The following is a 22,387-nucleotide window of genomic DNA, read 5'->3' as shown; positions in this document are numbered from 1 at the left end:
AGGCTGAATCATGCAACCCTTATTTCATTATGCCAAACGATTAAGAAACTGGCTCAGTTCAATACCCACCCGAATTGGGATGATTCCGTTACCGGTGTTTGGACTGATGTGGTTATGTTTACTGAGCTTTATCGCACTGGGTGAGATGCCAGGAGAACTCTCGGTGATGTTGGCGGTGGTGGCGGTTTTGGGGTTTAGTTGCGCCGAGATCGGCAAACAGATACCGATTCTACGGTACTTGGGCGGCTCCGTGATGGTGACGGTGCTCTTGCCATCGTACTGCGTGTATAGCGAGCTCATGCCGATGGAGCTGGAAAGCTCGATACGGGAATTTTGGGAGAACACGAATATCCTGTATCTGTTTACGGCTGCGGTGGTGGTGGGCGGTATTTTGAGTATGGAACGGAGTCTTTTGATTAAAGGTTTCGTGAAACTCTTCGTGCCACTGGCGGCTGGTTCTATCGCTGCGGCGATCGTCGGCACCCTGACAGGGATGGCGCTGGGACTAAGCGCACACTACACCTTCTTCTTTATCGTAATTCCGATTATGGTGGGTGGCCTGGGCGAGGGGGCGATTCCGCTGACCTTGGGCTATGCGGCGATTTTACAAACGTCCCAGCCAGAGTTGTTTGCTCAAGTGATGCCGCCAATCGTGCTGGGGAATTTGACGGCGGTGGCGTGCGCGGGGGTGCTGCATCGATTGGGGCAGATTAATTCAGACCTGAGTCAAATGGGTCAAAAGCTATCCACAGGGCATTTAAAAAGCCGACCCACCGATTCAACGCCTGCCGCCTTGATGGAATCGCTGGCCTCAGTGGGAATGTTGGCTCTAAGCCTCTATATGGTGGGGGTTTTGGTGCATCAGTTAACGGGTTGGCCTGCGCCGTTGGTGATGCTGGGCCTGGCGGTCCTGATCAAACTCACGATGACGCTTTCACCCAGACTGGAAGAAGGGGCGTATCTGTTGCACCACTTTTTTACCAAAGCGGCGGCGTATCCGGTTCTGTTTGTGCTCGGACTGACCTTAACGCCTTGGCAAGTCTTACTTTCGGTTTTAACGCCGGCGTATTGCATTACGATTTTTGTGACCGTGCTGACGTTGGCGCTGGTCGGTCTGATTGTAGGTCGTTGGGCCGGATTAAATCCGATAGAGAGCGCGCTTATTAATGTTTGCCATAGCGGGATGGGCAGCGTGGGGGATATGGCGATTTTGACCTCAGCGCATCGGATGCATTTGATGCCGTTTGCGCAGTTGGCGACAAGGATAGGCGGAGCGCTCACGATAGTGATTGCGCTGATGATGTTTAGCGTTTACCAAAATTAATTTAAAGAAAAGTCATGATGAAGAGCCAAGAAAGTGCAAAGCGTTATAGATATGCGGTGCTGAACTATGGCGAACGATTTGAAGATGGATATGGTTTTGAATCGAAGCTAGATGAAGATGAGGTTGAAGATTTAGTGCGAGCAGCAGCGGAGCATATTGATTCGGAGAGTTTTTGGTGGGCGGATAGTGGAAAGGGTGAAATGGTTATTGAAGTGTTTAAAGAGGATGGTTTAAGTCTAGGTGTTTTTGGAGTTTATAAAAAACGGATAATCCATTTTAGTATTTATCCAAAAAATAAAAGCGTAGATTCAACGAACCAGACGGAGAGGTCACATGGGTGATATGGGTGAAGATTTCAGAGCGATGAGGGATGACAGGAATGCGCGGCGTGCGAAGTACGGGGTTGATTGTCCGCGCTGCGCGGAGGTGCGGCCCCGCGCCCCCGCATCGATTTTGCTGCCCCAACAGCGCTGCCGTGTGGACGGCTATGTTGATCCACGCTCCGAGCTGACGGACGAACAATGGAATGACGTATGAAACCTGGCTTCATGCAAATGCCAACGGTAAGCAGTAAAACCCCATGAATGAATGGAGAAAAGAGATGACGACGTATAAATATATTGTGGATAAACGTTGGGGATTTGAAGATGCGGATTGTTTAGAGTCAAGTTGGGGTGAAGAGGATGCCGAGTATGTAGCCAGAGAGGTGGCAGGGAATTATTACTCAGAAAGTGAGGGAACTTGGGAATGGAATGAATCTATTTCAATTCAAATCTTCAAAGAGGATGGGACAAGCCTCGGAGTATTTGAGGTGGGATGCGATTTGGAACCTCAATTTTGGGTTTCTGAAGAAGAGTCCGCTCAACGCTCCAGCCTATGCTGAGGAGTGGAAATGAGTGAAGTTTTTTTGACCGAAGCGCAAGTGGATGAGCTGACGGGGATCCGGCGAGGCAAGACGCTGGAAGCGGGGACGGCGTATGCCCGCAAGGCGAGTAAATACGAAAGGCAGGAAGCCTATTTAAAAGAGCAGGAGATCGTATTTTTTATGAACCAGCGAGGTCGGCCGATTGTGACGCGTGCCGCGGTAGAGGGTCGGTCAGAAGAAGTGAAAGCGAAAAGTTGGCAACCGAAGTTAGCGATCCAGGTAAAAGATGAGCCAATCCGCGTCTAATTTACCGCCGCGGATGCGAGCGAGGGTACAGCGTAGCGGGCAAACCTATTATTACTACGACACGGGCCATTCCTCGAGACAGGAGATTGCGCTGGGGCCAGATTATCTAGAAGCGCTGCAAAAGTGGAGTGAGCTGGATAGTCAAAACCAGTTGGAGGATCGAGTCAGGGTGACGTTTCGTCATGCGGCACAACGATATAGGCAGGATGTGATCCCAACGAAAGCGCCTCGCACGCAGAAAGACAATCTGGCGGAGTTGGTTAAATTACTGGAATTTTTTGATAATCCGCCGGCATTAATGGATGAGATCAAGCCGATCCATATTCGTCAGTTTTTAGATTGGCGCGTGAAAGAGACCGTCAGAAAACTGAAAGAGGCCGGCCAAGCCGTCAATGGGAGCGAAGGGCAGGTGAGGGCGAATCGGGAGAAGTCGTTATTCTCACATATCTGGAACAAGGCGAGGGAATGGGGCTATACGGATCAGCCGAATCCGTGTTTGGGGATCAAGGGCTATCGAGAAGACGGGCGCAGTGTCTATATCGAAGACAGTGAATATGGAGCGATTTATGCGAAAGCGAGGCAACCGCTGCGGGATGCAATGGATTTAGCGTATCTGACGGGTCAGCGGCCCTCGGATATTTTAAAGATGACGGAGCAGGATATCAAAGAAGGGTGCCTGCTGGTGCAGCAAAACAAGACGAAGACGAAGCTGCGCATAGCGATCACAGGAGATCTCAAGCAAACGCTGGAACGCATATTAAAGAGAAAAGCCGAGCACAACACGGGGCATTTTGATTTGGTGGTAAATGAGTTAGGAGAGCGCGTTGCGTTAAAAACGCTGCAAGCGATGTTTGCACAAGCGCGGACTGCGGCAGGCTTATGTGCAGGAGAGTATCAGTTTCGAGATTTAAGAGCGAAAGCGGGAACTGATAAAGCGGAGTTATCGGGGGATATACGGCGCGCGCAAAAGCAGCTGGGACATACGAGCATCAAGATGACGGAGCACTATGTGCGGAATCGCCGGGGTGAAAAAGTGGAGCCGACGAAATGATAGAGATCGTCATAAATTAGAGAAAAAACCTATATCCTCGGTTGTTAGTGACAAGTTTCAAAATCCTCTCAAGGGTAGATTGCTGAGCTTTCCCGAAAAAAAGGAGATTTATGCTTACCCCTGCCTTCAAAAAGCAGAATTTTTAACCTATTGATATATAAGAACTTTTATATTTATACTGAAATTCTTTTGAGGTCACTTTGAAGTCCTTGAAGCTAGCGAGCTGCTATATTGCACTCCTAACAGCTTGATTCCCGTATTGGATCCCACCTGCTGCTACTTTTTTAATAAAAATATAACTCATTGATAGATAAAGGTTTTTTATGTATTGAAAAATGAGAATGGGTAGCGGAATGTAGGTTTATGGCCTATATTTGTTAAGTAGGACGGTTAACAGAATAATGAATAATATTTGTTAAGAATAGGCAGACACAACGATCTGGATGGGGTACTTTTGCAGTGGTTCTAGCAGCCAGAGGCACATGGCATGAAAGACAAGTTCAAGGCTAGCTTTGCAGAGCTCAGCTTATACGAATGAGAGCGAATACTTAGAAGAGAATAAGTATCATGTTGCCGATTGGTTCAAATCAAAGCCTTCCATCTTCTTTGACTTCATCCAATATGCGAGCACGGACCGATTTATTTAGTGCAGCCTATGATGCAGGTGAGGCATCTGTCACGCAAATTAGCGCAGGCTTGGTGAGTATTCCAGTGAGTGGTTCGAATCACGAAGTGACAGTACATTTCCATGGAACAGATTTAGATGCGAAGTTGATAACAGAAACGCTTAAGCCACTGCAAAGCATCACCTTGCGGCCAAATATTACCCCATTAGATAGTTTGGACATGGGGATCGAGAAGCTGCAGAAAAGGTATTTAGATGGACTGCAGAAAGATAACGAAATCAAAGATGCTTTAGCGAATTATGTAACGCCTGAAGGGATGGAACTTTACGATTCAACCAGCTTTGATTTAGAAGGTAAAGTTCGAGATTTTTTGGAGTTGGATAAGAAAGTATTGTTATTGTTGGGGGAAGCGGGTTCGGGAAAATCTACGTTTAACCGTTATCTGGCCCGTAGCTTATGGGAAGCCTATACACCCCAAGCCAATATACCTATTCCCGTATTTATTGCCTTGTCAAGTCTGAACAGTTCAAATCAAAATCGAGTCACTACGTTTTTTGAAAGTCAGGGCTTTTCAAGAGAGCAGATAGAAGAGTTACAGAAAAAGCATCGTTTTATATTTATTTTGGATGGCTATGATGAACTTGAGGACCGTCACCGGTGTTTTTATAAAGATAATCAACTAGATGACTGGAGCGGAGCTAAAGTCATTATTAGCAGTCGGCCGGAGTATTTGGGCTCGAACTATCAATACAAATTTCACCCACCCGGGAAACGTACCGCTCTGCAGGAATGCCGATTAGCTCCTTTTTCGGATGAAACGATAAAGCGATATGTGGAACAATACAAAAAGGTTCATCCAGAATGGCTGTGGCATGAAGGACAATATGAAGAAACGTTAAAACATCCTGAATTGAAAGAACTGCTGGGTAATCCATTTTTACTCAAAATAACCTTAAGCGAGTTACCTGAGCTGAGTGAGAAACTCGAAGCAGACGGTCAGCGCCTGACCCGGCTTGTTATTTATGACCAGTTTGTAAAGAGTTGGTTTGATCGTTCGCAACAGCGCTTGGCAGCCATTCAACTTGATCCGAAAGAAAAGGAAGAGTTCAAGTGTTTAGAGAGCGAGGGCTTTGTTGAGCATGGAATGGGCTTTAGCAAAGGGCTGGCACTCGAAATGTATCAAGCTGGAGAAGTGGTGACCACGTATTTAGCCTCAGCTTATGCCCCTGCGAGACAAACGAATGCGAGCGTAGAGCCAGATTGGCGCAAACACTTATTAAGTGATGTTGATATAAAGACGAAACTTATGCGCTTAAATGCGCCGTTGATGAGTCAAAACAAGCAAGGTGTTCCAGGTAAAGAATATCGGTTTATCCATAAGTCACTTAGGGATTATTTTGTGGCGAGAGCTTTGTGGGAAGAGCTTGACGTTCATGACAAGATTGAATTTTCTTCGTGGTTCAACAGATTAAATATCGTGAACGATCCGGCGGTGCTGCAGTTTTTAGCAGAACGCGTGCGTCAAGAGACGAAATTAGAACGCCGGCTTTTAAACGTAGTTGAGCAATCTAAAGGAAAAGAAGGAATTCAGTTTGAGAGAGGTGCGGCGAATGCCCTTACTCTATTGGTGAAAGCCGGTGTGGCTTTGAGTGGCAAGGGTTTCAACGGGATACGAGTGCGTGGGGCGAATTTAAGTTATGGGGTTTTTGACCATACACAGTTTCAAGATGCAGATTTAAGAGAGGTGATTGGGCAAGGGGTTTGGTTAAGAGGGGCCAATTTGAATGGAGCTGATCTGGAAGGATTGGAGTTGGGTGAAAGGCCAACTTTAAAGGTGAAGAATGCTGTCCGGGCTTGTTGTTATTCGCTGGATGGACGCTGGTTTGCTGTGACTGAAGGCAGTGATATTCAGCTTTATGGGGCAGAGGATTTAGAAAAAGTACATACTTATTCTGAGCACGAATATTGGGTGGATAGTGTTGCGTTTTCTCCGGACGGTCGGTGGCTAGCGTCTGGAAGTATGGATAATACAATGAAGCTCTGGAATGTATTGGGTAACCGCTATCTTGCCCATACCTATGTCGGACATACGGGTTGGGTGAGGAGCGTCGCATTTTCTGCTGATGGTCAGTGGTTAGCTTCTGGAAGCGCTGATCGTACGATAAAGCTGTGGAGTATTTCGGGCAATCGATCTCTTGTGCACACTTATGTCGGGCATAGGAATGGGGTGAATAGTGTCGCGTTCTTAAGCGATGGCCAGTGGCTCGCGTCTGGAGGTGATGACAATACGGTGAAGCTTTGGAGCGTCTCGGGCGATCGTATCCTCCTATACACCTATGTTAGGCATGAGGAAGGGGTGTATAGCGTTGCATTTTCTGCTGATGGTCAGTGGTTAGCTTCTGGAAGCGCTGATAGGACGATAAAGCTGTGGAGTATTTCGGGCGATCGTTCTCTCGCGCATACCTATGCAGGGCATGAGAGCGATGTGAATAGTGTCGCGTTTTCTGCTGATGGTCAGTGGTTAGCTTCTGGAAGCGCTGATAGGACGATAAAGCTGTGGAGTATTTCGGGCGATCGTTCTCTCGCGCATACCTATGCAGGGCATGAGAGCGGTGTGAATAGTGTCGCGTTTTCTGCTGATGGGCGGTGGCTGGCTTCCGGAAGTAATAATAATACTGTGAGGCTATGGACTGTTTTGGATGCTAACTCTTTCGTCCATATCCGTGCTGAGTATGGGAATAAAGCGGTGAGTAGTGTTGCGTTTTCTGCTGATGGTCAGTGGTTAGCATCCGGAGGTTTTGATAATACGGTAAGGCTTTGGAGTGTCTCGGGTGTTTGCTCTCTCGTGCATATGTATGCTGGGCACAGGGATAGGGTGAGGAGCGTCGCATTTTTTGCTGATGGTCAGTGGTTAGCTTCTGGAAGCGCTGATGGTGCGATAAAGCTGTGGGGTATTTCGGGCGATCGTTCTCTCGCGCATACCTATGTAGGGCATGAGAGCGATGTGAATAGTGTCGCGTTTTCTGCTGATGGGCGGTGGCTGGCTTCCGGAAGTTATGATAGGACAGTAAAACTGTGGAGTATTTTGGGTGATCGCTCTCTCTCGCACACCTATAAAGGGCATACGAATAAGGTAAGGAGCGTTGCGTTTTCAGTCGATGGTCAATGGTTAGCGTCTGGAAGTATGGATAGCACGGTGAAGCTATGGAGTGTTTTGGAGGATCATTCTCTCGTGCACACCTATATAGGGCACGAAGGTATCGTGAATAGCGTTGCGTTTTCTGCCGATGGTCGGTGGTTGGCGTCTGGTAGTGACGATAGTACCGTGAAGCTGTGGTATGTTTGGGGTGATCGCACTTTAGTGCGTACCTATGTAGGGCATGAAGATGAGGTATGGAGTGTCACGTTTTCAACCGATGGTCAGTGGCTAGCATCTGCAAGCTGGGATAGTACGGTGAGAACATGGTCTGTTCATTCTGGCGATTGCCTGACTATACTGCGAGGTTTCGTTGGACCTGTTCATAGCGTTGCGTGGCAACCTTTGTCGGATATGGCTGCTGCGCTACTAGCTACGGGGGGATCGGATAAGGCAGTTCGTCTTTGGCGCATCTACCATAACGGAAACCGAATGGATCAAATCATATTAGAATGGGCTTCACGGCAAGAGGCGTTGACTGTTACAGATGCATTGATCGAAAAAGCTCGTAATTTAAGCCCTCAAAACAGAGCCTTGCTTATACAGCGTGGTGCAGCTTAGGTCGAATGTATTTGGGCGTTGATTTAAGAAGAATACTGTATTCGCTGTAACTGTCGATAAAATGCCTTCAATCCAAGCGCTTGCTCACGCCATGGCGATGCATTAATTTTGGTAATCTCAGCAAGCGAAATGCCGGTGGGCTCTGGTTCAGATCTAGTGCCAAGCCCACCGGTAAAAGCGGCATATATTAGTACAAAAAGCCAACAGATCTGGCTGTTCCCTTCTACTTCTATCTAAGACATCTAGAAATTTTTTCCGGCGTGGATGTGTTCTGCTGTTCTCCACAGCAAGGCGCAAGACGATAAAAAATTGTCTCAATCCCCGATTCAACTCAAACGTTTTTCTCTCTTTATTTATCATTGCGATCAGCTCGCCCACGAAACTGACGAAATAATTCATTCCGAAGCAAAAGACCGGCGCAGGGCTTTTAGCGATTGGGCCAAACAGGAGATCAGAAGAGGGAGTGCGAAGCAAAAACCGGCGCAGATGTGGCGGTTTGAAACTGTAAAGCCTTATAAACACAGGGAATTGGCGGAAAGGGAGGGATTTGAACCCTCGATACTGGGGACCAGTATACCGGATTTCGAGTCCTGGAGGTAAATCAATAAAGATGAACGTAATCAACAGGATAGCCGTTTTTCTGCTACGGAGCAATAGCCAATTTATGCGTTTTTAGGCCTTATTAGGGCGAATTAGGCATAAATTTTCCGAAGCAAATTTGACGTAAAATTGCGCGCATAAAACTTCGAATACTTTCGGGAGTTTTGGCGTTGCCTATGTGCCAGCTTTGAAGCGGGAGAATTGATTCAACGAAAGCCGGATTCTTAGCGGGTAGCGAGGTATTCAGCAGATCAACAAATTATTAGAGAGGAGCGCCCAACATGTTGCCGATTAGTCCGAATCAGAGCACTCAACCTTCCTTAGCGTCATATATTCCGAAATTGGCTTCAGCTTTTTCTGATACGCAAGAACGAACCGATGACCCAAGTGAAAGTAACGTGCAAATCGGTAATGGTGTTTTAAATAATTTGACTATTGGCAATAACAATACAGCGAATAACCATATACATTTAGCGGCGGTAGATTCGAAGTTGATAGAGACCCTGATGTTGCAGCATATTTTTGCCTTGCAGCCTAATATTAAGCCGTTGGTCAACTTAGATTCGGCTATTGAGGCGTTGCAGAAAAGGTATGAAAAAAGTTTAGAGGAAGACAACGAAGTTAAAGATGCGTTGTCGAAATACGTGGAGCCGGAAGGGATGGAGCTTCACGATTCAACCCGCTTCGATTTAAAAAGCAAGATTCAAGATTTTTTGAACTCCAATAAAAAAGTCTTACTTCTGCTAGGCGAAGCAGGTTCAGGAAAATCGACATTTAACCGGGATTTCGCGGTTAGTTTGTGGGCGGCCTATACCCAGGCAAGTGCCGTGAGGGATAGCCCTATCCCAGTATTTATCCAATTGTCATCGAGCGAGCTAAAGTCAAAGCCGAATTTGGTTGAAAAGTTTTTTGAAATACAGGGTTTTTCAAAAGAGCAAATCAAAGAATTGCAAACTAAGCATCGTTTTGTTTTGATTTTAGATGGATTTGATGAGATCAAGGAGCGGCAACGGGATTTTTATAAAGATAATCAGCTGAATAATTGGCGAGATGCCAAAATAATTATCAGCAGCCGTCCAGAGTATTTAGGGTCCAATTATCAATATAAATTTCACTCATCGGGTGAGCGCAGCGCACTGCAAGAATATCGTTTGGCACCTTTTTCGGAAAAAACGATAGAGCAGTATGTGGATCAATATAAAAAAGTGCACCCAGAAGGGCCGTGGAGTGCGGAACAGTATAAAGAAGCATTAAAGCAGCGAGACTTAAAAGAGCTGGTGGGCAATCCATTTTTACTGAAAATAACGTTGAGTATGTTGCCTGAGTTAAGAAAAAAACTTCAGGCCGAGGGTCAGCGTTTTACGCGAATAGGGCTGTATGACGAGTTTGTAAACAATTGGTTTGAACGCTCGCAGCGACGTTTGGCGCAGATTCAACTCAACTCAGAAGAAGCGAAAGAGTTCAGGCGCTTAGAGCAGACGAGATTTGTCGAGCGTGGGATGGGTTTTAGTAAAAAATTAGCGCTTGAGATGTATCGAGCTGGAGAAGTGGTTTCTACTTATTTAGCCACGGCAGATGATCCTTGGGAAGAGCCGAGTGTTGAATCGAGTCAGGCCTGGCGCAAGCGGTTTTTAGGAAATGACAATGCAATGACTGTGTTGATGCGTTTAAACGCGCCGTTGATCTGCCAAGGCGATCAATATCGATTTATTCATAAATCGTTACAGGATTATTTTGTGGCGAGAGCGTTGTGGGAAGAGCTAGGCACAAACAAGATTAAATTCTCCTCCTGGCTCAACACGTTAAATATTGTGAACGATCCAGCGATATTGTCGTTCTTAGCAGAGCGTGTGCAGCAAGAGCGAGAGCTAAAAGAGCATCTTTTAAGCGTGGTGGAGCAATCTAAAGGAGAGGAAGGTGCTCAGTTTGAGGTAAGTACGGCGAATGCGCTCACGGTTCTGGTAAAAGGTGGCGTGTCTTTAAGTAGCAAAGATTTTAGTGGAATAAATGCGCGTGGCGCAGATTTAGGTTATGGAATATTCGATTCTACGCAATTTACAGGTGCGGATTTAAGAGAGGTGAATTGGTATCGTGCTTGGCTAAAAAAGGCGAATTTGGATCGGGCGAATTTGTCTGGTTGTGAACTCGGCGAAAGACCAACGTTAGAAATGAAAACAGAAGTTTACGCATGTTGCTATTCACCAGATGGTCGTTGGCTTGCCATAAGTGAGGGGAGTGATATTCACTTTTATCAAACTTATAATTTGGAAAAGTCAATGACATATTCGGTAGGTAATGATTGGGTAACAAGTATTGCTTTTTCGCATAATGGCCGATGGTTAGCTGCTAGTAGTGGTAGTACGGTGAAGTTATGGCATTTGTCCGAACCAGTCACATGGACTCCTGCAGAGTTTGGTAGTAAGCATGATAGTGACGCCACGAGTGTTTCATTTTCGCCCAATGGTGAATGGATAGTGTCTGGCAGCGAAGACAAAACAGTGAAGCTATGGAGTATATCAGGCACGCCAGTTCTTATTCGCACGTATACCGGGCATGGGGATAAAGTAACAAGCGTCGCATTTTCACCCGATGGTCAGTGGATAGCATCTGGAAGCGAGGACAAGACAATAAAGTTATGGAGTATATTCCCCAAAGAACCCGCAAGGATTTATACCGGACATGAAGAAGCGGTTACGAGTGTTGCGTTCTCTCCCGACGGTAAGATGGTCGCGTCTGGTAGCGCTGATAAAACAGTGAAGCTGTGGGATATATCTAAGACGCTGGGACCCCTTCATACTTATGTCGGGCATAGTGAAATGGTATCGAATGTTGCATTCTCTCCTGATGGCAATTGGTTGGCCTCCAGCGGTTGGGATAATACTGTGAAGTTGTGGAACTTATCAAGTAATGCACTTATGCACACGTATGCCGAACACCAGGATATGGTGGCTACGATTGCATTTTCTCCTGATAGTCAATGGATTGCATCTGGTAGTGAAGATAGAACGCTGAAAATATATGGTGTATCGGGTGCGCGAGCTTTTTCATGGGCATATAAGGGGCATGGGTCTCGAGTAAATAGTGTCACGTTTTCCCAAAATGGCCGGTATCTAGTAACCAGCAGTGACGATAGTACAGTGAAGCTGTGGAGTTTCCCTAGCATGCAAGTTGAGCATACATATACTAGACATAAATTTGAAGTGAGAAGTGCCGCACTTTCGCCAAATGGTCAGTGGATTATATCTGGCGGCGACGATAATACTGTGATGTTATGGAAAGTATTGGGTGGCGGAGATTTTGAGCATGCTTATATTGATGATGAATGCCCTGTGACAAGCGTTGCATTTTCAGGTGATGGGGAGTGGCTAGCTTCAGGAAGTCTGGATGGTCGGGTCAGATTATGGAATACTTTGGGTGAGCGTGACCTTATTCATACCTCCTACATTGGGCACCAATGGGGAGTGAATAGTATCGCTTTTTCGCCAGATGGCCAATGGTTAGCATCTGGCGGTAAGGATGGTACGATAAAATTATGGGGTTTAATACCTCTATGGAAATTCGAGATACGAAATTTTAGTGGGCATGAAGATCAAGTTTCGAGTGTTGCATTCTCTCCTGATAGTGAATGGTTAATATCTGGAAGCGAGGATAAAACATTGAAACTATGGAATGCCTTCAGAGCTTGGTCTCCCGAACGCACCTATGTTGGGCATCAGAAAGGAGTGACTAGTGTCGCATTTTCAAATGATGGTCGATGGATAGCATCTGGAAGTAGAGACAATACGGTGAGGGTATGGTCTGTTAATTCTGGTGAATGTCAGACTATACTGCAAGATTTTGTTGGGGCTGTTTGTAGTGTCGCGTGGCAAACTTTGCCAGATGGAGTTGCCATGCTTGCTACGGGGGAGGAGGATAAGGCAGTTCGCCTTTGGCGGGTTTTTCATAATATAGACCGAGTGAGCCAGGTCACATTGGAGTGGACCTCATGGCAGGGTGAATTAAATGCAACAGAAGCATTAATCGAAAACGCCCATAATTTAAGTTCTCAAAATGCCGCTCTACTTAGGCAGCGAGGCGCAAGGCAGACTCAGATCAATCAACTGTATCCATAATGTTTGAGATGACCGGTGAATGATGTTGTGTTTGCTGTAGTTTTCGATAGAAAGCCTTTAATTCAAGCACCTGCTCGCGCCACTGCCAGCAGACGCTGGCGTTATAGGCATTGACTTCGGCAATCTCAGCAATCGAAATGCTGATGGGTTCTCGATCAAACTCGGAAATCTAAATAGAGCAAAATAGCGAGACGCTTCCAGAGTTTTTGATATTGCCTATGATGTCGTAACGTGTGGCAGATGGGCTTTATCCAGCGGAAGTGAGACTTTAATAATTAGTGAGTAATGTGCTCATAAGTAAATGTGAGCTATAGAGGATAATAACTAGCATGTTGCCAATTAATCCAAGCCAAAATACTCAACCTTCTTTATCTTCATATTTTTCCCAGTTCTCTTCGGCTTTTGCTAATGCGGCACGAACTAATTCAATGGATCGGGTTGAGCCAGCGGGATCCGTCATGCAAATTAACTATGGCTTGATTAATATCCCAACCGTTGGTTCGCATAATGAAATCAACGTGCATTATCACTCGACGGTTTCAGATGCTCAATTATTACGAGAAATCCTGAGACCACTGCAAAGTATGGCGATGCAACCGAATAATGCACCGCTAGCTAGTTTAGGTATTGAGGGGCTGCAGAAAAAATATTTAGAAAATCTGCAAAAAGACAGAGAAATTAAAGATGCGTTGGCCATGTATGTCTCGCCGGAGTGCACTGCAATTACGGACACAGAAAAGCGCTTTAGTTTGGAAGAGAAGGTAAGAGATTTCTTGGCTTCAGAAGAAAAGAAAGTGCTGCTTTTGTTAGGTGTAGCGGGTTCTGGAAAATCCACCTTTAATCGGTTTCTGGCGCGTAGCCTATGGGAAGGCTATGACAAAGAAGCTAATAAGTCTGGCCAGACACCCATCCCATTATTTATTTCGCTATCGAGCTTAAAGGAGCCCAACGCCAATCTGATTTCAGAGTACCTAAAAAAAGAGAAGTTTACAGAGGACCAGATAGCTGATTTAAAAGCGAATTATCGCTTTATCTTTATTTTAGATGGCTACGATGAGATTAAAGACCGAACCCGTCTTTTCTATGCTGAGAATGAATTGGATGAATGGCAAGCCAAAGTGATTGTTACCAGTCGTCCAGAATATTTGGGGGGCCGATATGAGCGCCAGTTCCATCCAAAAGATCAAGCGTATTTACTTCAAACCTATCAACTCGCCCCATTCTCTGATTTATCGATTGAAGAATATGTAAACAAATATAAGAGCATATACTCGGAGCTAGAAAAGAGTATCGCGGAACATGGAAAAATTCTAGAGCGGCCTGAAGTCAAAGAGCTGATACGCAATCCCTTTTTACTCAAATTGTCTTTGAGCGAGTTGCCGGCTTTAGCCTTGAAATATAAGGATAGCAGCCAACGTATTACTCGGCTTGCATTATATGAGCAATTTGTAGAGAGCTGGTTTGAGCGTTCGCAAGATCGTTTGAGTGGTATCCGCTTAACTGACGCAGAACAGAAGGCATTTCATTTTCTGAATAAAGCTTTTATTAAGCATGGTACAAAATTTAGCCAAGACTTGGCAATAGAGATGTATCAGGCTGGACTGGTGCGTGTAACGTATTCTGAGCTGCTTTCCTACGACGAATCTAATGTAAAACAAGATTGGCGAGATAAATTCTTTAGTGACAGTAATGAAAAGATTAAATTATTACGCTTTAATGCACCGCTGACCTGCCGGGACGACCAATTTGAGTTTATCCATAAATCGATTCAAGATTATTTGGTGGCACGTATAGTGTGGCAAGAGCTGGAGGAATCGACTGGATCAGATGCAACGGCAAGTGAACAGTTGAACGGGATGAAGAATGTCCAGGCCCTCTGGAAAGCTCTGAATGACACGGGTCGGGTGGATCCGAAAGGATTATTGAACCGCTTCAATCTGGTGGAGGATGCAGCGATTCAGCAGTTTTTAGTGGAGCGAGTACAACAGAATAGAGCACTGGAGAAACCGCTGCTGGCATGGATCCAGGCCTCAAAGCAGACAGACTCTGTGAGTCAGGGGTCGTCGAATGCGATCACGATCCTAGTCAAAGCGGGACTTCAGTTGAATGGGCTGGATTTACAAGGGATCCGGATTCCAGGTGCGGATCTGAGTTTTGGGATGTTAGATTTAGCGCAGTTGCAAGGGTCGGATTTAAGTGGGGCCAATCTTCGTGCGATTTGGCTGCGCGGAGCGAATTTAAACGGCGCGCAGATGGCTGGGGTGCAGTTTGGTGAATGGGCGTATATACAAGAAGAGAGCGAAGTCAATTCCTGCGCGTATTCACCGGATGGGAAAACCTGTGCGATGGGCCTTGGAAACGGCAAGATCCGCCTCTATGACACCTCAAGCTGGGCAAAAATCCACACCTTAGAAGGTCATATCTGGGGGGTTCAGAGCGTGGTGTATTCGCCGAGCGGCACGCAGATTGCCTCGGGGGGTTTGGACAAGACGGTGCGTCTGTGGGACGCGCAGAGCGGAGCGGCGGTTCACACCTTAGAAGGCCATACCGACAGGGTTGCTAGCGTGGTGTATTCGCCGATCGGCTCTCATATTGCCTCGGGGAGTTGGGACCATACGGTGCGTCTGTGGGACGCGCAGAGCGGAGCGGCGGTTCACACCTTAGAAGGCCATACCGACGGGGTTCTGAGCGTGGCGTATTCTCCGAGCGGTTCGCAGATTGCCTCGGGGAGTTTGGACAAGACGGTGCGTCTGTGGGACGCGCAGAGTGGAGCGGCGGTTCACACCTTAGAAGGCCATACAGGCTATGTTAATAGCGTGGTGTATTCGCCGATCGGCTCTCATATTGCCTCGGGGAGTTGGGACCATACGGTGCGTCTGTGGGACGCGCAGAGCGGAGCAGCGGGTCACACCTTAGGGGGCCATACAGGCTATGTTAATAGCGTGGTGTATTCGCCGAGCGGCATGCAGATTGCCTCGGGGAGTTTGGACAAGACGGTGCGTCTGTGGGACGCGCAGAGCGGAGCGGCGGTTCACACCTTAGAAGGCCATATAGGCTATGTTTGGAGCGTGGTGTATTCGCCGAGCGGTTCGCAGATTGCCTCGGGGAGTTATGACCAGACGGTGCGTCTGTGGGACGCGCACAGCGGAGCGGCGGTTCACACCTTAGAAGGCCATACAGGCTCTGTTCAGAGCGTGGTGTATTCGCCGAGCGGCACGCAGATTGCCTCGGGGAGTGATGACAAGACGGTGCGTCTGTGGGACGCGCACAGCGGAGCGGCGGTTCACACCTTAGAAGGCCATACCTGGGGGGTTAATAGCGTGGTGTATTCGCCGAGCGGCACGCAGATTGCCTCGGGGAGTTGGGACCATACGGTGCGTCTGTGGGACGCGCAGAGCGGAGCGGCGGGTCCCACCTTAGAGGGCCATACAGGCTCTGTTAAGAGCGTGGTGTATTCGCCGAGCGGCACGCAGATTGCCTCGGGGAGTTATGACCAGACGGTGCGTCTGTGGGACGCGCACAGCGGAGCGGCGGGTCATACCTTAGAAGGCCATACAGACTCTGTTAATAGCGTGGTGTATTCGCCGAGCGGCACGCAGATTGCCTCGGGGAGTGATGACAAGACGGTGCGTCTGTGGGACGTGCACAGCGGAGCGGCGGTTCACACCTTAGAAGGCCATACAGACTCTGTTAATAGCGTGATGTATTCGCCGAGCGGCACGCAGATTGTTTCGGGCAGTTATGACCATACGGTGCGTCTGTGGGACGCGCACAGCGGAGCGGCGGTTCACACCTTAGAAGGCCATACCTCCAGTGTTAATAGCGTGGTGTATTCGCCGATCGACACGCAGATTGCCTCGGGGAGTGAGGACCATACGGTGCGTCTGTGGGAGGTGTCCTCGGGAGTGTGTCTGCGCGTGATTCAGGCGTTTACTGGGCCAGTTTTAAGTGTAGCCTGGACTGAGCGGGATGGACACCAGTATCTGGTGACAGGTAGCCTAGATAAGTCCGTGCGGCACTGGGAGCTGCAAAAAGAAGCGGAAGGCTATAAGTTGAAACTGAACTGGAGTTCGGGGCATGGAGCATTGAGTGTAGCAGATATGTTGCTTGAAGGCGTAGAAGGCTTAAGCGAGATGAATGTGCGGCTTTTGAGGCAGCGAGGCGCGTTAGAAAGTAGAGGAAGAAGAGCGGTAGGTGAGTGATTTGAAAAGATGCAAAGCTGTGATGGGGAGGTTGTGCCATGAAAGTGTTTGCCTGTTGAATGCTATGCTGAACCTGAGATGAAGGTAGGCCCTTCGGAGTCAGCTTGTAGGGGCGGGCTTCAAACAGCCGTAAGCTGCTTCAGATCGAAAGACTGCGGTGGTGAACGTTACGGTCAAAAGTCGAGGCTGGACCTCGGCATGTATGAATTAGAGAGATGAACGCAAGTGAACCACTGAAGACGCATCGAAAAAACAGTTAGAAGACATCAAAACTGAGACGCCTCCCTTCTCATGATTAGCATAGCGGAAACCTACTTATTGGCTATGTGGTGTCCGGTGTACAGGTGGCATGACTCTAATTCAGGCTCAGGTTCGGAACTTGGGAACTCTTCATAGGATGGCAAGGGAAAACTTTATAAGTGCGAACCACGAAGGAGGAAAGTACCGATGCTTATGAAGGGGCGGATTATCCCGTATTAGCGAAGAAGCGCTTGTAATGAGCGTGGAGCGAAGGGGATAACTCAGCTCAAAGAAGATTATTGCCAACCGTGAAAGCGGGAGGAGCTTTGATTTCTGCGTCGATTTGTCACTGCGAGGTGGCAGAAGAATGGCTGGGACGAGCCGTGTAAATCGAGAGGTTTACGCACGGTTCTGTGGGCGGCTGGTGGTGAAATTCTTCCGGCCGACCCGGCGAAACGCAAGGTTCGCTAGATCAAATGCTGGCTAAGAGGTTTTTTATTGGCTCAGGACGTGTGTGGATGCTGTTTGAGCATTTTGTAACTGCCGATAAAATGTCTTGAGTCCAATCGCCTGCTCGCGCCACTGCCAGCAGATATTGGCGTTAAAAGCATTGACTTTGGCGATCTCAGTAAGCGAAACGCTGGCGGGTCTTCGATCAAGCTCAGAGGCAGCTCCGGCAGGCTCGTTGGAAAAAGCTGCGTTGTAGTGGCGCACGAAGCCAACGTTAACGCCAAAATTGGCGGCGTCAGTTTGAGTAACATAGATCGGGACCTCCTTGATAATGGTCTCGCCTTTTTCCTTGACGATTTTGATGCGATCACGATATTGAATTTCGGTTTGGATAACGACTTTGGCTTGGGCTTCAATCAATTGGGCATGGGCCATGGCGAGCTGAGCTTTATAGTGCACCAGCGCTGAACGTTCTTTTTGAATACGTGGGCCGTAGTAAAAATGGCCTGCGCACCCCACGCCAAAGCTGAATGCGGTTGCTGCAATGCACAATAAGCGTAACGGAGCGGCGAGCCAATTAGTCAGCATGATTTGAGTGTTTTCCAAACCAGCGTTGTACAGCCAATTCCAGATAGGACTGGCCGAGAATGCCGAGTGCTGCGCCGAGGCCTGTGACAGCGATCGGAGAGAGTTCAGGCAGAAGCATGAGGATGGAACTGGCGGCGACGCTTAAACCCGCACCGACAATCATGCGCCCAATAATCAACCGAGCGGTGATTTTCTCGCCGCCAGCGAGCAACTGCCCAATCCCAATCGCAGCGCCCATCGCAGCTAATATCGCAAGCAGCGTTCGATCATGTTCGTGAAGATTCATTTTTTAATGTTGAGAGTTAAATTTTTCCGGTGCGCATCATATTGGCGAGGCGCAGTGCTCGTTGGCCGACCTGATTCGCCCATTTGGAAATGAGCATTTCGTTCGCCGCGGCTGCGTAGTCGTTGCGTTGCATGGCGGAGAGCGTATTGCGGAAGGTCAGAAGATTGCCGCCCAGGTTAAAGGCCATATGGATGAGTACGCGTTGCCTTACTGCATCCAAGGTCCGCCACCAGGGTAAATTCCGATCCAGCCATCTCAGCGTTCGAGCAATATCGTTGTGTAAAAGCATTTCGCATTCGCTCTGAGAGATGCCGCCATCCGTCAGATTGCGCCCAACGCCGATGGTGATTTTGCCTACGGTATCGAAGTAGGGTTTAAAGCGCTCGCCTTCATCGCGTTTAAGCTCTGAAATGAGAGCGGCCCTGTCAAAGGTTTCGGTCATGTTGAGAGGGGCGTAGACGAAAAAAAAGACCGCATGAAGGCGGCTCTTAGTGCTACGGATAAGTGGCCCACGAAGTGGCCTCGGGGGCCTTGGGCCAATCGATTTTAGTAGGAAAGCCGGACTGCTGCTCGATGCGGCTGAGTTTAATGCGATAGAGTTTCCACGCTTTGAGGCGCTGTTTTTCTTCGTCTGTCGCCCTCTCCAGGTCTACTGCATCTTGTAAAGGCGTTGACTTGACCAGGCTTTCAATAATCAAAGCGCGGCGTTGGCGCAAATGAATTTCAGTCCACTGTTCTGGGGTAATAGGAGGGCGATCAATGGCAATCGGGTATCCCCTGTGATCGGATTGAAGCATTTTGCCTTTCGCTAACTCTTTGTACAGAGCATGATATTCTTCGTCGGTAATGGGGACGGCATCTTTAGGCATGGCATCCCCGTGCATTTCACGAGTGTAAAAACCAGGTTGCGATTTTGAATAATAAAAAGTCATAGTGGTATTCCAGAATAAAAAAGCGTGAAGGGGGAGACTGAACTCACTTCGCGGCTACCATCCAATGGCAAACCATTGAGTGGGCCATGCAGCGGTGCGCCCATCAGTATCAAATGTGCGCAGGACGATGCCGGCGTTTGACCGGGTTCCACTCACTTCAATCACAATGACAGGTCCCGCACCGATATGGATGCCGTAAACGCCAAAACATGCGTGCAAGAAAGGGGTTGGGAAGATAATATGGATATTGCCCGCCGTATCCGCACCGAGTTGCCCCCATTGGAGGATGAATCCGCCCGGCAGTTTCTGATACCCTTCTATTCTTTCTAGTTTTTGCTGGTTATGCCCCGTAAAGGCAGCCGAGATCGCATTCTGTGTAAAAGCGGTGGAGGCGAGTTGGTTCGAGTGGTTGCGCGGGTCATGGTGAGTGGGCGCGGTGGGCGAGCCGACAAACGCTGGGCTTTTGATCGGTGCTGCATCAGTAATGCCATATCCGCTAACGGTAGAGGGCGTATTGGATATTTTTTGCCAATGTAATTGAAGTTGTGAGAATTGGTCGAGCACACCTTGAGCCGTAGCCGCATCGGTAATACCGTAACCGTCTAATGTGGTGGGCGTTTCGGTGATTTTGGGCCAGGCCAATTCACCGTCTTTGGGATGAAAGTGCGCATCGAGCGCTTCACGCGTAAGGCCCCATTCCTCCCATTCAGCTAAGCTGATTGAAGGCGTTTTACCCTTATTGTCTATTTTGGCGCGATAGGTTTTACCAGAATATTGAATATAACTGCCTTCAGGATAGTCTTCGGTCTCGGACCATTCGGGCAAGCCACGCTGCATCAGATAGCGTATCGCTTCATCAGCGCGTTTGCCAATAAAATTGAACCACTCCATCGGTGGGATGCCGCCGGTCTGTTCAAAGGCAACGCCCCAACCGCGCGAGAGATCGGGAAAGGGTTGAACTTCGCCAGGGCGCGCGCCCTCAGCAAAGATATGTTCATCAGGACGTTGATAAAGGGTCATAAATACCTCGCAAATTTTCCATGGTTAAAAGCGGATGCGCCAGGCGAGCCGGCGAATCCGAAAGCGGTGATGTTGGCTAAGACGACATATTTGACGTTGACGCCTGCTGGGCGCGGCAAAATATCTAAAGTCTGAATCGCATAGCGTTTAAAGGCAGTGATTTGATCGCTACGAATGGTGACGGTGAAACCCATGTCGTACTGGTCATAAACAGTGGCGTGCCCGCCAAAGATAAAATCGAGTGCTCGCGTAATGTCAGGGACGGTGCCCGTCATATGGTTTTTAGCGATGCGGCATTTGATGAGAAAGCGAAAGTCATCGTCATCGAGCACGACTGAATCGGTAATGACATCGCCCTTGCGGTACCATTTGCCGCCGCCTAAACCGGTTCGACTCAAGCTTTGAGCGCCTGGTGCGCGTTCAAAGCCGAATAAGTGGCGTGGAGCCAGCCCTTTTAAAACTCGAGATTGCCCGACATGTTGACCGACTAAATCGAGGTTTTTGCCCGAAGCGGTCTCAATATGGAGCGCATTCGGTAGGTCGGCGAGACCCTGCCATGTGTCACTAAAATAGTGATCGATCAGTTGTGCGGTGGCGAGTGCTTTGGGCTTGCCCTTATACTGCCAGATAAGCAGTGATTCATAAGACATGGTGTGTGATTTTTAGAGCACGACGACTTCAATATCCGTAGGGGCAAAGCGGGCCATCTCGCGCACGCCGATTTCAATATTGTTGGCGGCGAGGGGTGTGCCGCGTCGACCAATGTTGAGTGTTTCCACCCAAAACCCCTGTACGGTATTGATGGGACTGTATAAGCGCGAGAGCAGCACGGATTCGCCAATGCTGAACGCGGTTCTGGTTAGAGTGGTTTTAATGGCCTCGACGTCGACCGCCGTAAAATGGGCATTGCGTCGCACTTCGAGATAAGCGGCGCAAGCGACGACAGCAGGCCGATCAAAACGGATTGAGCGCGCCATACCTGTGTTGTCGAGAATCTGCGTTTGCACCGAGCCGCGTAGTCCTGTGCCAGCGGTTTTATTCTCAAAGATCACCTGAGCAATTTCGGCATCCGAGCCGCCCTCTACAATCATATTGAGGCTATGCGCGGGGACATCGTTCGCATCGGTTCGATCACTGTCATTTTCTAAACAGACGGCTTGCCGGACATCGGCGAGCTGTAAGAGCTTAACGATCATCCCATCGACGGAGTTTTGAGCGGCTTTTGCACGGCTAATAAAGAAACGGCGTCGCAGCTCGGCATCGGTTTCTTCCTCTTCTCCGACTTCTGCGGCTTGACTGCTTTGAGCGGAGCGCCAGCCTAAAAAGAGAGTTTCAATCGATAGAGTGGTCTCTGCGGGCAGAGGAAATGCGCCGAGCGTTCCACTTCTTAAGTCGGCCTGAGCGGAACCATTTTCATTCAGCGTCGTATCGGCCACGACAATCCACCGTCGATGATGCGGATCGGTCAGTACTGCGCCTGCCGGAATCAACGTACGAGGTGTGCCGGTCAAGATCGCATTGCGTAGATAGCTATAGCGCGCTTGCCTGCGCGTGAGTCCGGCATAGGCGACGCGCTGTTCAAGCCAAACGCCACTGGCGGCTTCAGGATCGAGTGCTTTATAAATGGATTCAGCAAGCTCTTCCAGATCGGTTTTGATTTGGGCGATGAGGCCAATGAGTTGCCCATCGGGGCTATCCGGATCGGTATTAATATCCGCACCGTAAATGGCTCTAAACCCTGCATCGAGCTGAGCGAGATTGGCATCCAGTCGCCCAACGATGAAACCTTGTTCAGTGAGATGCGCCATTTATCGTATCGTTTGGATGAGGGAGCAGATGCCCGAAAATAAGACGGTCATGATGTCGGGCAAGCGCCAAATAGCGAGACTCGCTAACCCGAGCTGTAATATTTTGCGTAACTCTTTGGGTTTGATATTGACAGTTTCCATCGATATTCCTAGTATTTTGAAAGTCAATCGTATATCCTTATGTCTCATATGTTTTTGTTTCGTTTGAAAAGCGGGAACA

The 22,387-nt window shown here is 48.4% G+C and carries 17 protein-coding genes; 9 read left to right on the top strand and 8 right to left on the bottom strand.

Annotated elements, in window-relative coordinates:
• The first annotated feature begins 10 nt into the window (after positions 1-10).
• From MCB1EB_RS07835 to MCB1EB_RS07795, 9 genes are all read left to right on the top strand, one after another.
• Positions 11-1,324 (top strand): 2-hydroxycarboxylate transporter family protein, encoded by a 1,314-nt coding sequence (locus MCB1EB_RS07835; protein WP_126353976.1) that lies wholly within the window; start codon positions 11-13, stop codon positions 1,322-1,324.
• Between the two features lie 14 nt (positions 1,325-1,338).
• Positions 1,339-1,665 (top strand): hypothetical protein, encoded by a 327-nt coding sequence (locus tag MCB1EB_RS07830; protein ID WP_126353975.1) that lies wholly within the window; start codon positions 1,339-1,341, stop codon positions 1,663-1,665.
• Complete coding sequence (locus tag MCB1EB_RS07825; protein ID WP_126353948.1) at positions 1,658-1,861, top strand: hypothetical protein; 204 nt, start codon at positions 1,658-1,660, stop codon at positions 1,859-1,861. The genes MCB1EB_RS07830 and MCB1EB_RS07825 overlap by 8 nt, the downstream gene beginning before the upstream one ends.
• A 43-nt stretch (positions 1,862-1,904) precedes the next feature.
• Complete coding sequence (locus MCB1EB_RS07820) at positions 1,905-2,207, top strand: hypothetical protein (RefSeq protein WP_126353974.1); 303 nt, start codon at positions 1,905-1,907, stop codon at positions 2,205-2,207.
• A gap of 9 nt (positions 2,208-2,216) precedes the next feature.
• Positions 2,217-2,495: a DUF4224 domain-containing protein gene (locus MCB1EB_RS07815; RefSeq protein ID WP_045361534.1), complete on the top strand. Its 279-nt coding sequence runs from the start codon at positions 2,217-2,219 to the stop codon at positions 2,493-2,495.
• On the top strand, positions 2,476-3,546 hold the full coding sequence (locus MCB1EB_RS07810) for a tyrosine-type recombinase/integrase (RefSeq protein ID WP_045361537.1): 1,071 nt from the start codon (positions 2,476-2,478) through the stop codon (positions 3,544-3,546). The genes MCB1EB_RS07815 and MCB1EB_RS07810 overlap by 20 nt, the downstream gene beginning before the upstream one ends.
• Before the next feature lie 567 nt (positions 3,547-4,113).
• Positions 4,114-7,929: an NACHT domain-containing protein gene (locus MCB1EB_RS07805; RefSeq protein ID WP_052393552.1), complete on the top strand. Its 3,816-nt coding sequence runs from the start codon at positions 4,114-4,116 to the stop codon at positions 7,927-7,929.
• An 881-nt stretch (positions 7,930-8,810) separates the two neighbouring features.
• The gene (locus tag MCB1EB_RS07800; RefSeq protein ID WP_052393553.1) at positions 8,811-12,641 is read left to right on the top strand and encodes a WD40 domain-containing protein; all 3,831 of its coding nucleotides are present in this window, start codon (positions 8,811-8,813) and stop codon (positions 12,639-12,641) included.
• Positions 12,642-12,970: 329 nt separating this feature from the next.
• Positions 12,971-16,843 (top strand): NACHT domain-containing protein, encoded by a 3,873-nt coding sequence (locus MCB1EB_RS07795; RefSeq protein ID WP_126353973.1) that lies wholly within the window; start codon positions 12,971-12,973, stop codon positions 16,841-16,843.
• Between the two features lie 735 nt (positions 16,844-17,578).
• Here the strand turns inward: MCB1EB_RS07795 and MCB1EB_RS07790 are convergent.
• From MCB1EB_RS07790 to MCB1EB_RS12070, 8 genes are read right to left on the bottom strand one after another with little or no spacing between them, the layout of a single operon-like run.
• The gene (locus MCB1EB_RS07790; protein WP_052393554.1) at positions 17,579-18,121 is read right to left on the bottom strand and encodes a hypothetical protein; all 543 of its coding nucleotides are present in this window, start codon (positions 18,119-18,121) and stop codon (positions 17,579-17,581) included.
• Positions 18,111-18,407, bottom strand: coding sequence for a phage holin family protein (locus MCB1EB_RS07785; protein WP_045361549.1), 297 nt, complete (start codon positions 18,405-18,407; stop codon positions 18,111-18,113). Before MCB1EB_RS07785 ends, MCB1EB_RS07790 begins: the two co-directional genes overlap by 11 nt.
• 16 nt (positions 18,408-18,423) lie before the next feature.
• On the bottom strand, positions 18,424-18,849 hold the full coding sequence (locus tag MCB1EB_RS07780; RefSeq protein ID WP_045361552.1) for a glycoside hydrolase family protein: 426 nt from the start codon (positions 18,847-18,849) through the stop codon (positions 18,424-18,426).
• A 52-nt stretch (positions 18,850-18,901) separates the two neighbouring features.
• On the bottom strand, positions 18,902-19,339 hold the full coding sequence (locus tag MCB1EB_RS07775) for a tail fiber assembly protein (protein ID WP_045361555.1): 438 nt from the start codon (positions 19,337-19,339) through the stop codon (positions 18,902-18,904).
• A gap of 54 nt (positions 19,340-19,393) precedes the next feature.
• Positions 19,394-20,359 (bottom strand): gp53-like domain-containing protein, encoded by a 966-nt coding sequence (locus MCB1EB_RS07770; protein ID WP_045361558.1) that lies wholly within the window; start codon positions 20,357-20,359, stop codon positions 19,394-19,396.
• Positions 20,356-21,009, bottom strand: coding sequence for a DUF2612 domain-containing protein (locus MCB1EB_RS07765; protein WP_045361562.1), 654 nt, complete (start codon positions 21,007-21,009; stop codon positions 20,356-20,358). Before MCB1EB_RS07765 ends, MCB1EB_RS07770 begins: the two co-directional genes overlap by 4 nt.
• A 12-nt stretch (positions 21,010-21,021) precedes the next feature.
• A complete protein-coding gene (locus MCB1EB_RS07760; RefSeq protein ID WP_045361564.1) occupies positions 21,022-22,167 on the bottom strand; it encodes a baseplate J/gp47 family protein in 1,146 nt (381 codons plus the stop codon).
• Positions 22,168-22,308, bottom strand: a complete 141-nt coding sequence (locus MCB1EB_RS12070; protein WP_161566205.1) for a hypothetical protein — start codon at positions 22,306-22,308, stop codon at positions 22,168-22,170. It abuts the gene before it with no gap.
• Positions 22,309-22,387 lie beyond the last annotated feature (79 nt).

Source organism: Mycoavidus cysteinexigens (assembly GCF_003966915.1).
Taxonomy (GTDB): domain Bacteria; phylum Pseudomonadota; class Gammaproteobacteria; order Burkholderiales; family Burkholderiaceae; genus Mycoavidus; species Mycoavidus cysteinexigens.
This window is presented reverse-complemented; position numbering and strand designations above follow the sequence as displayed.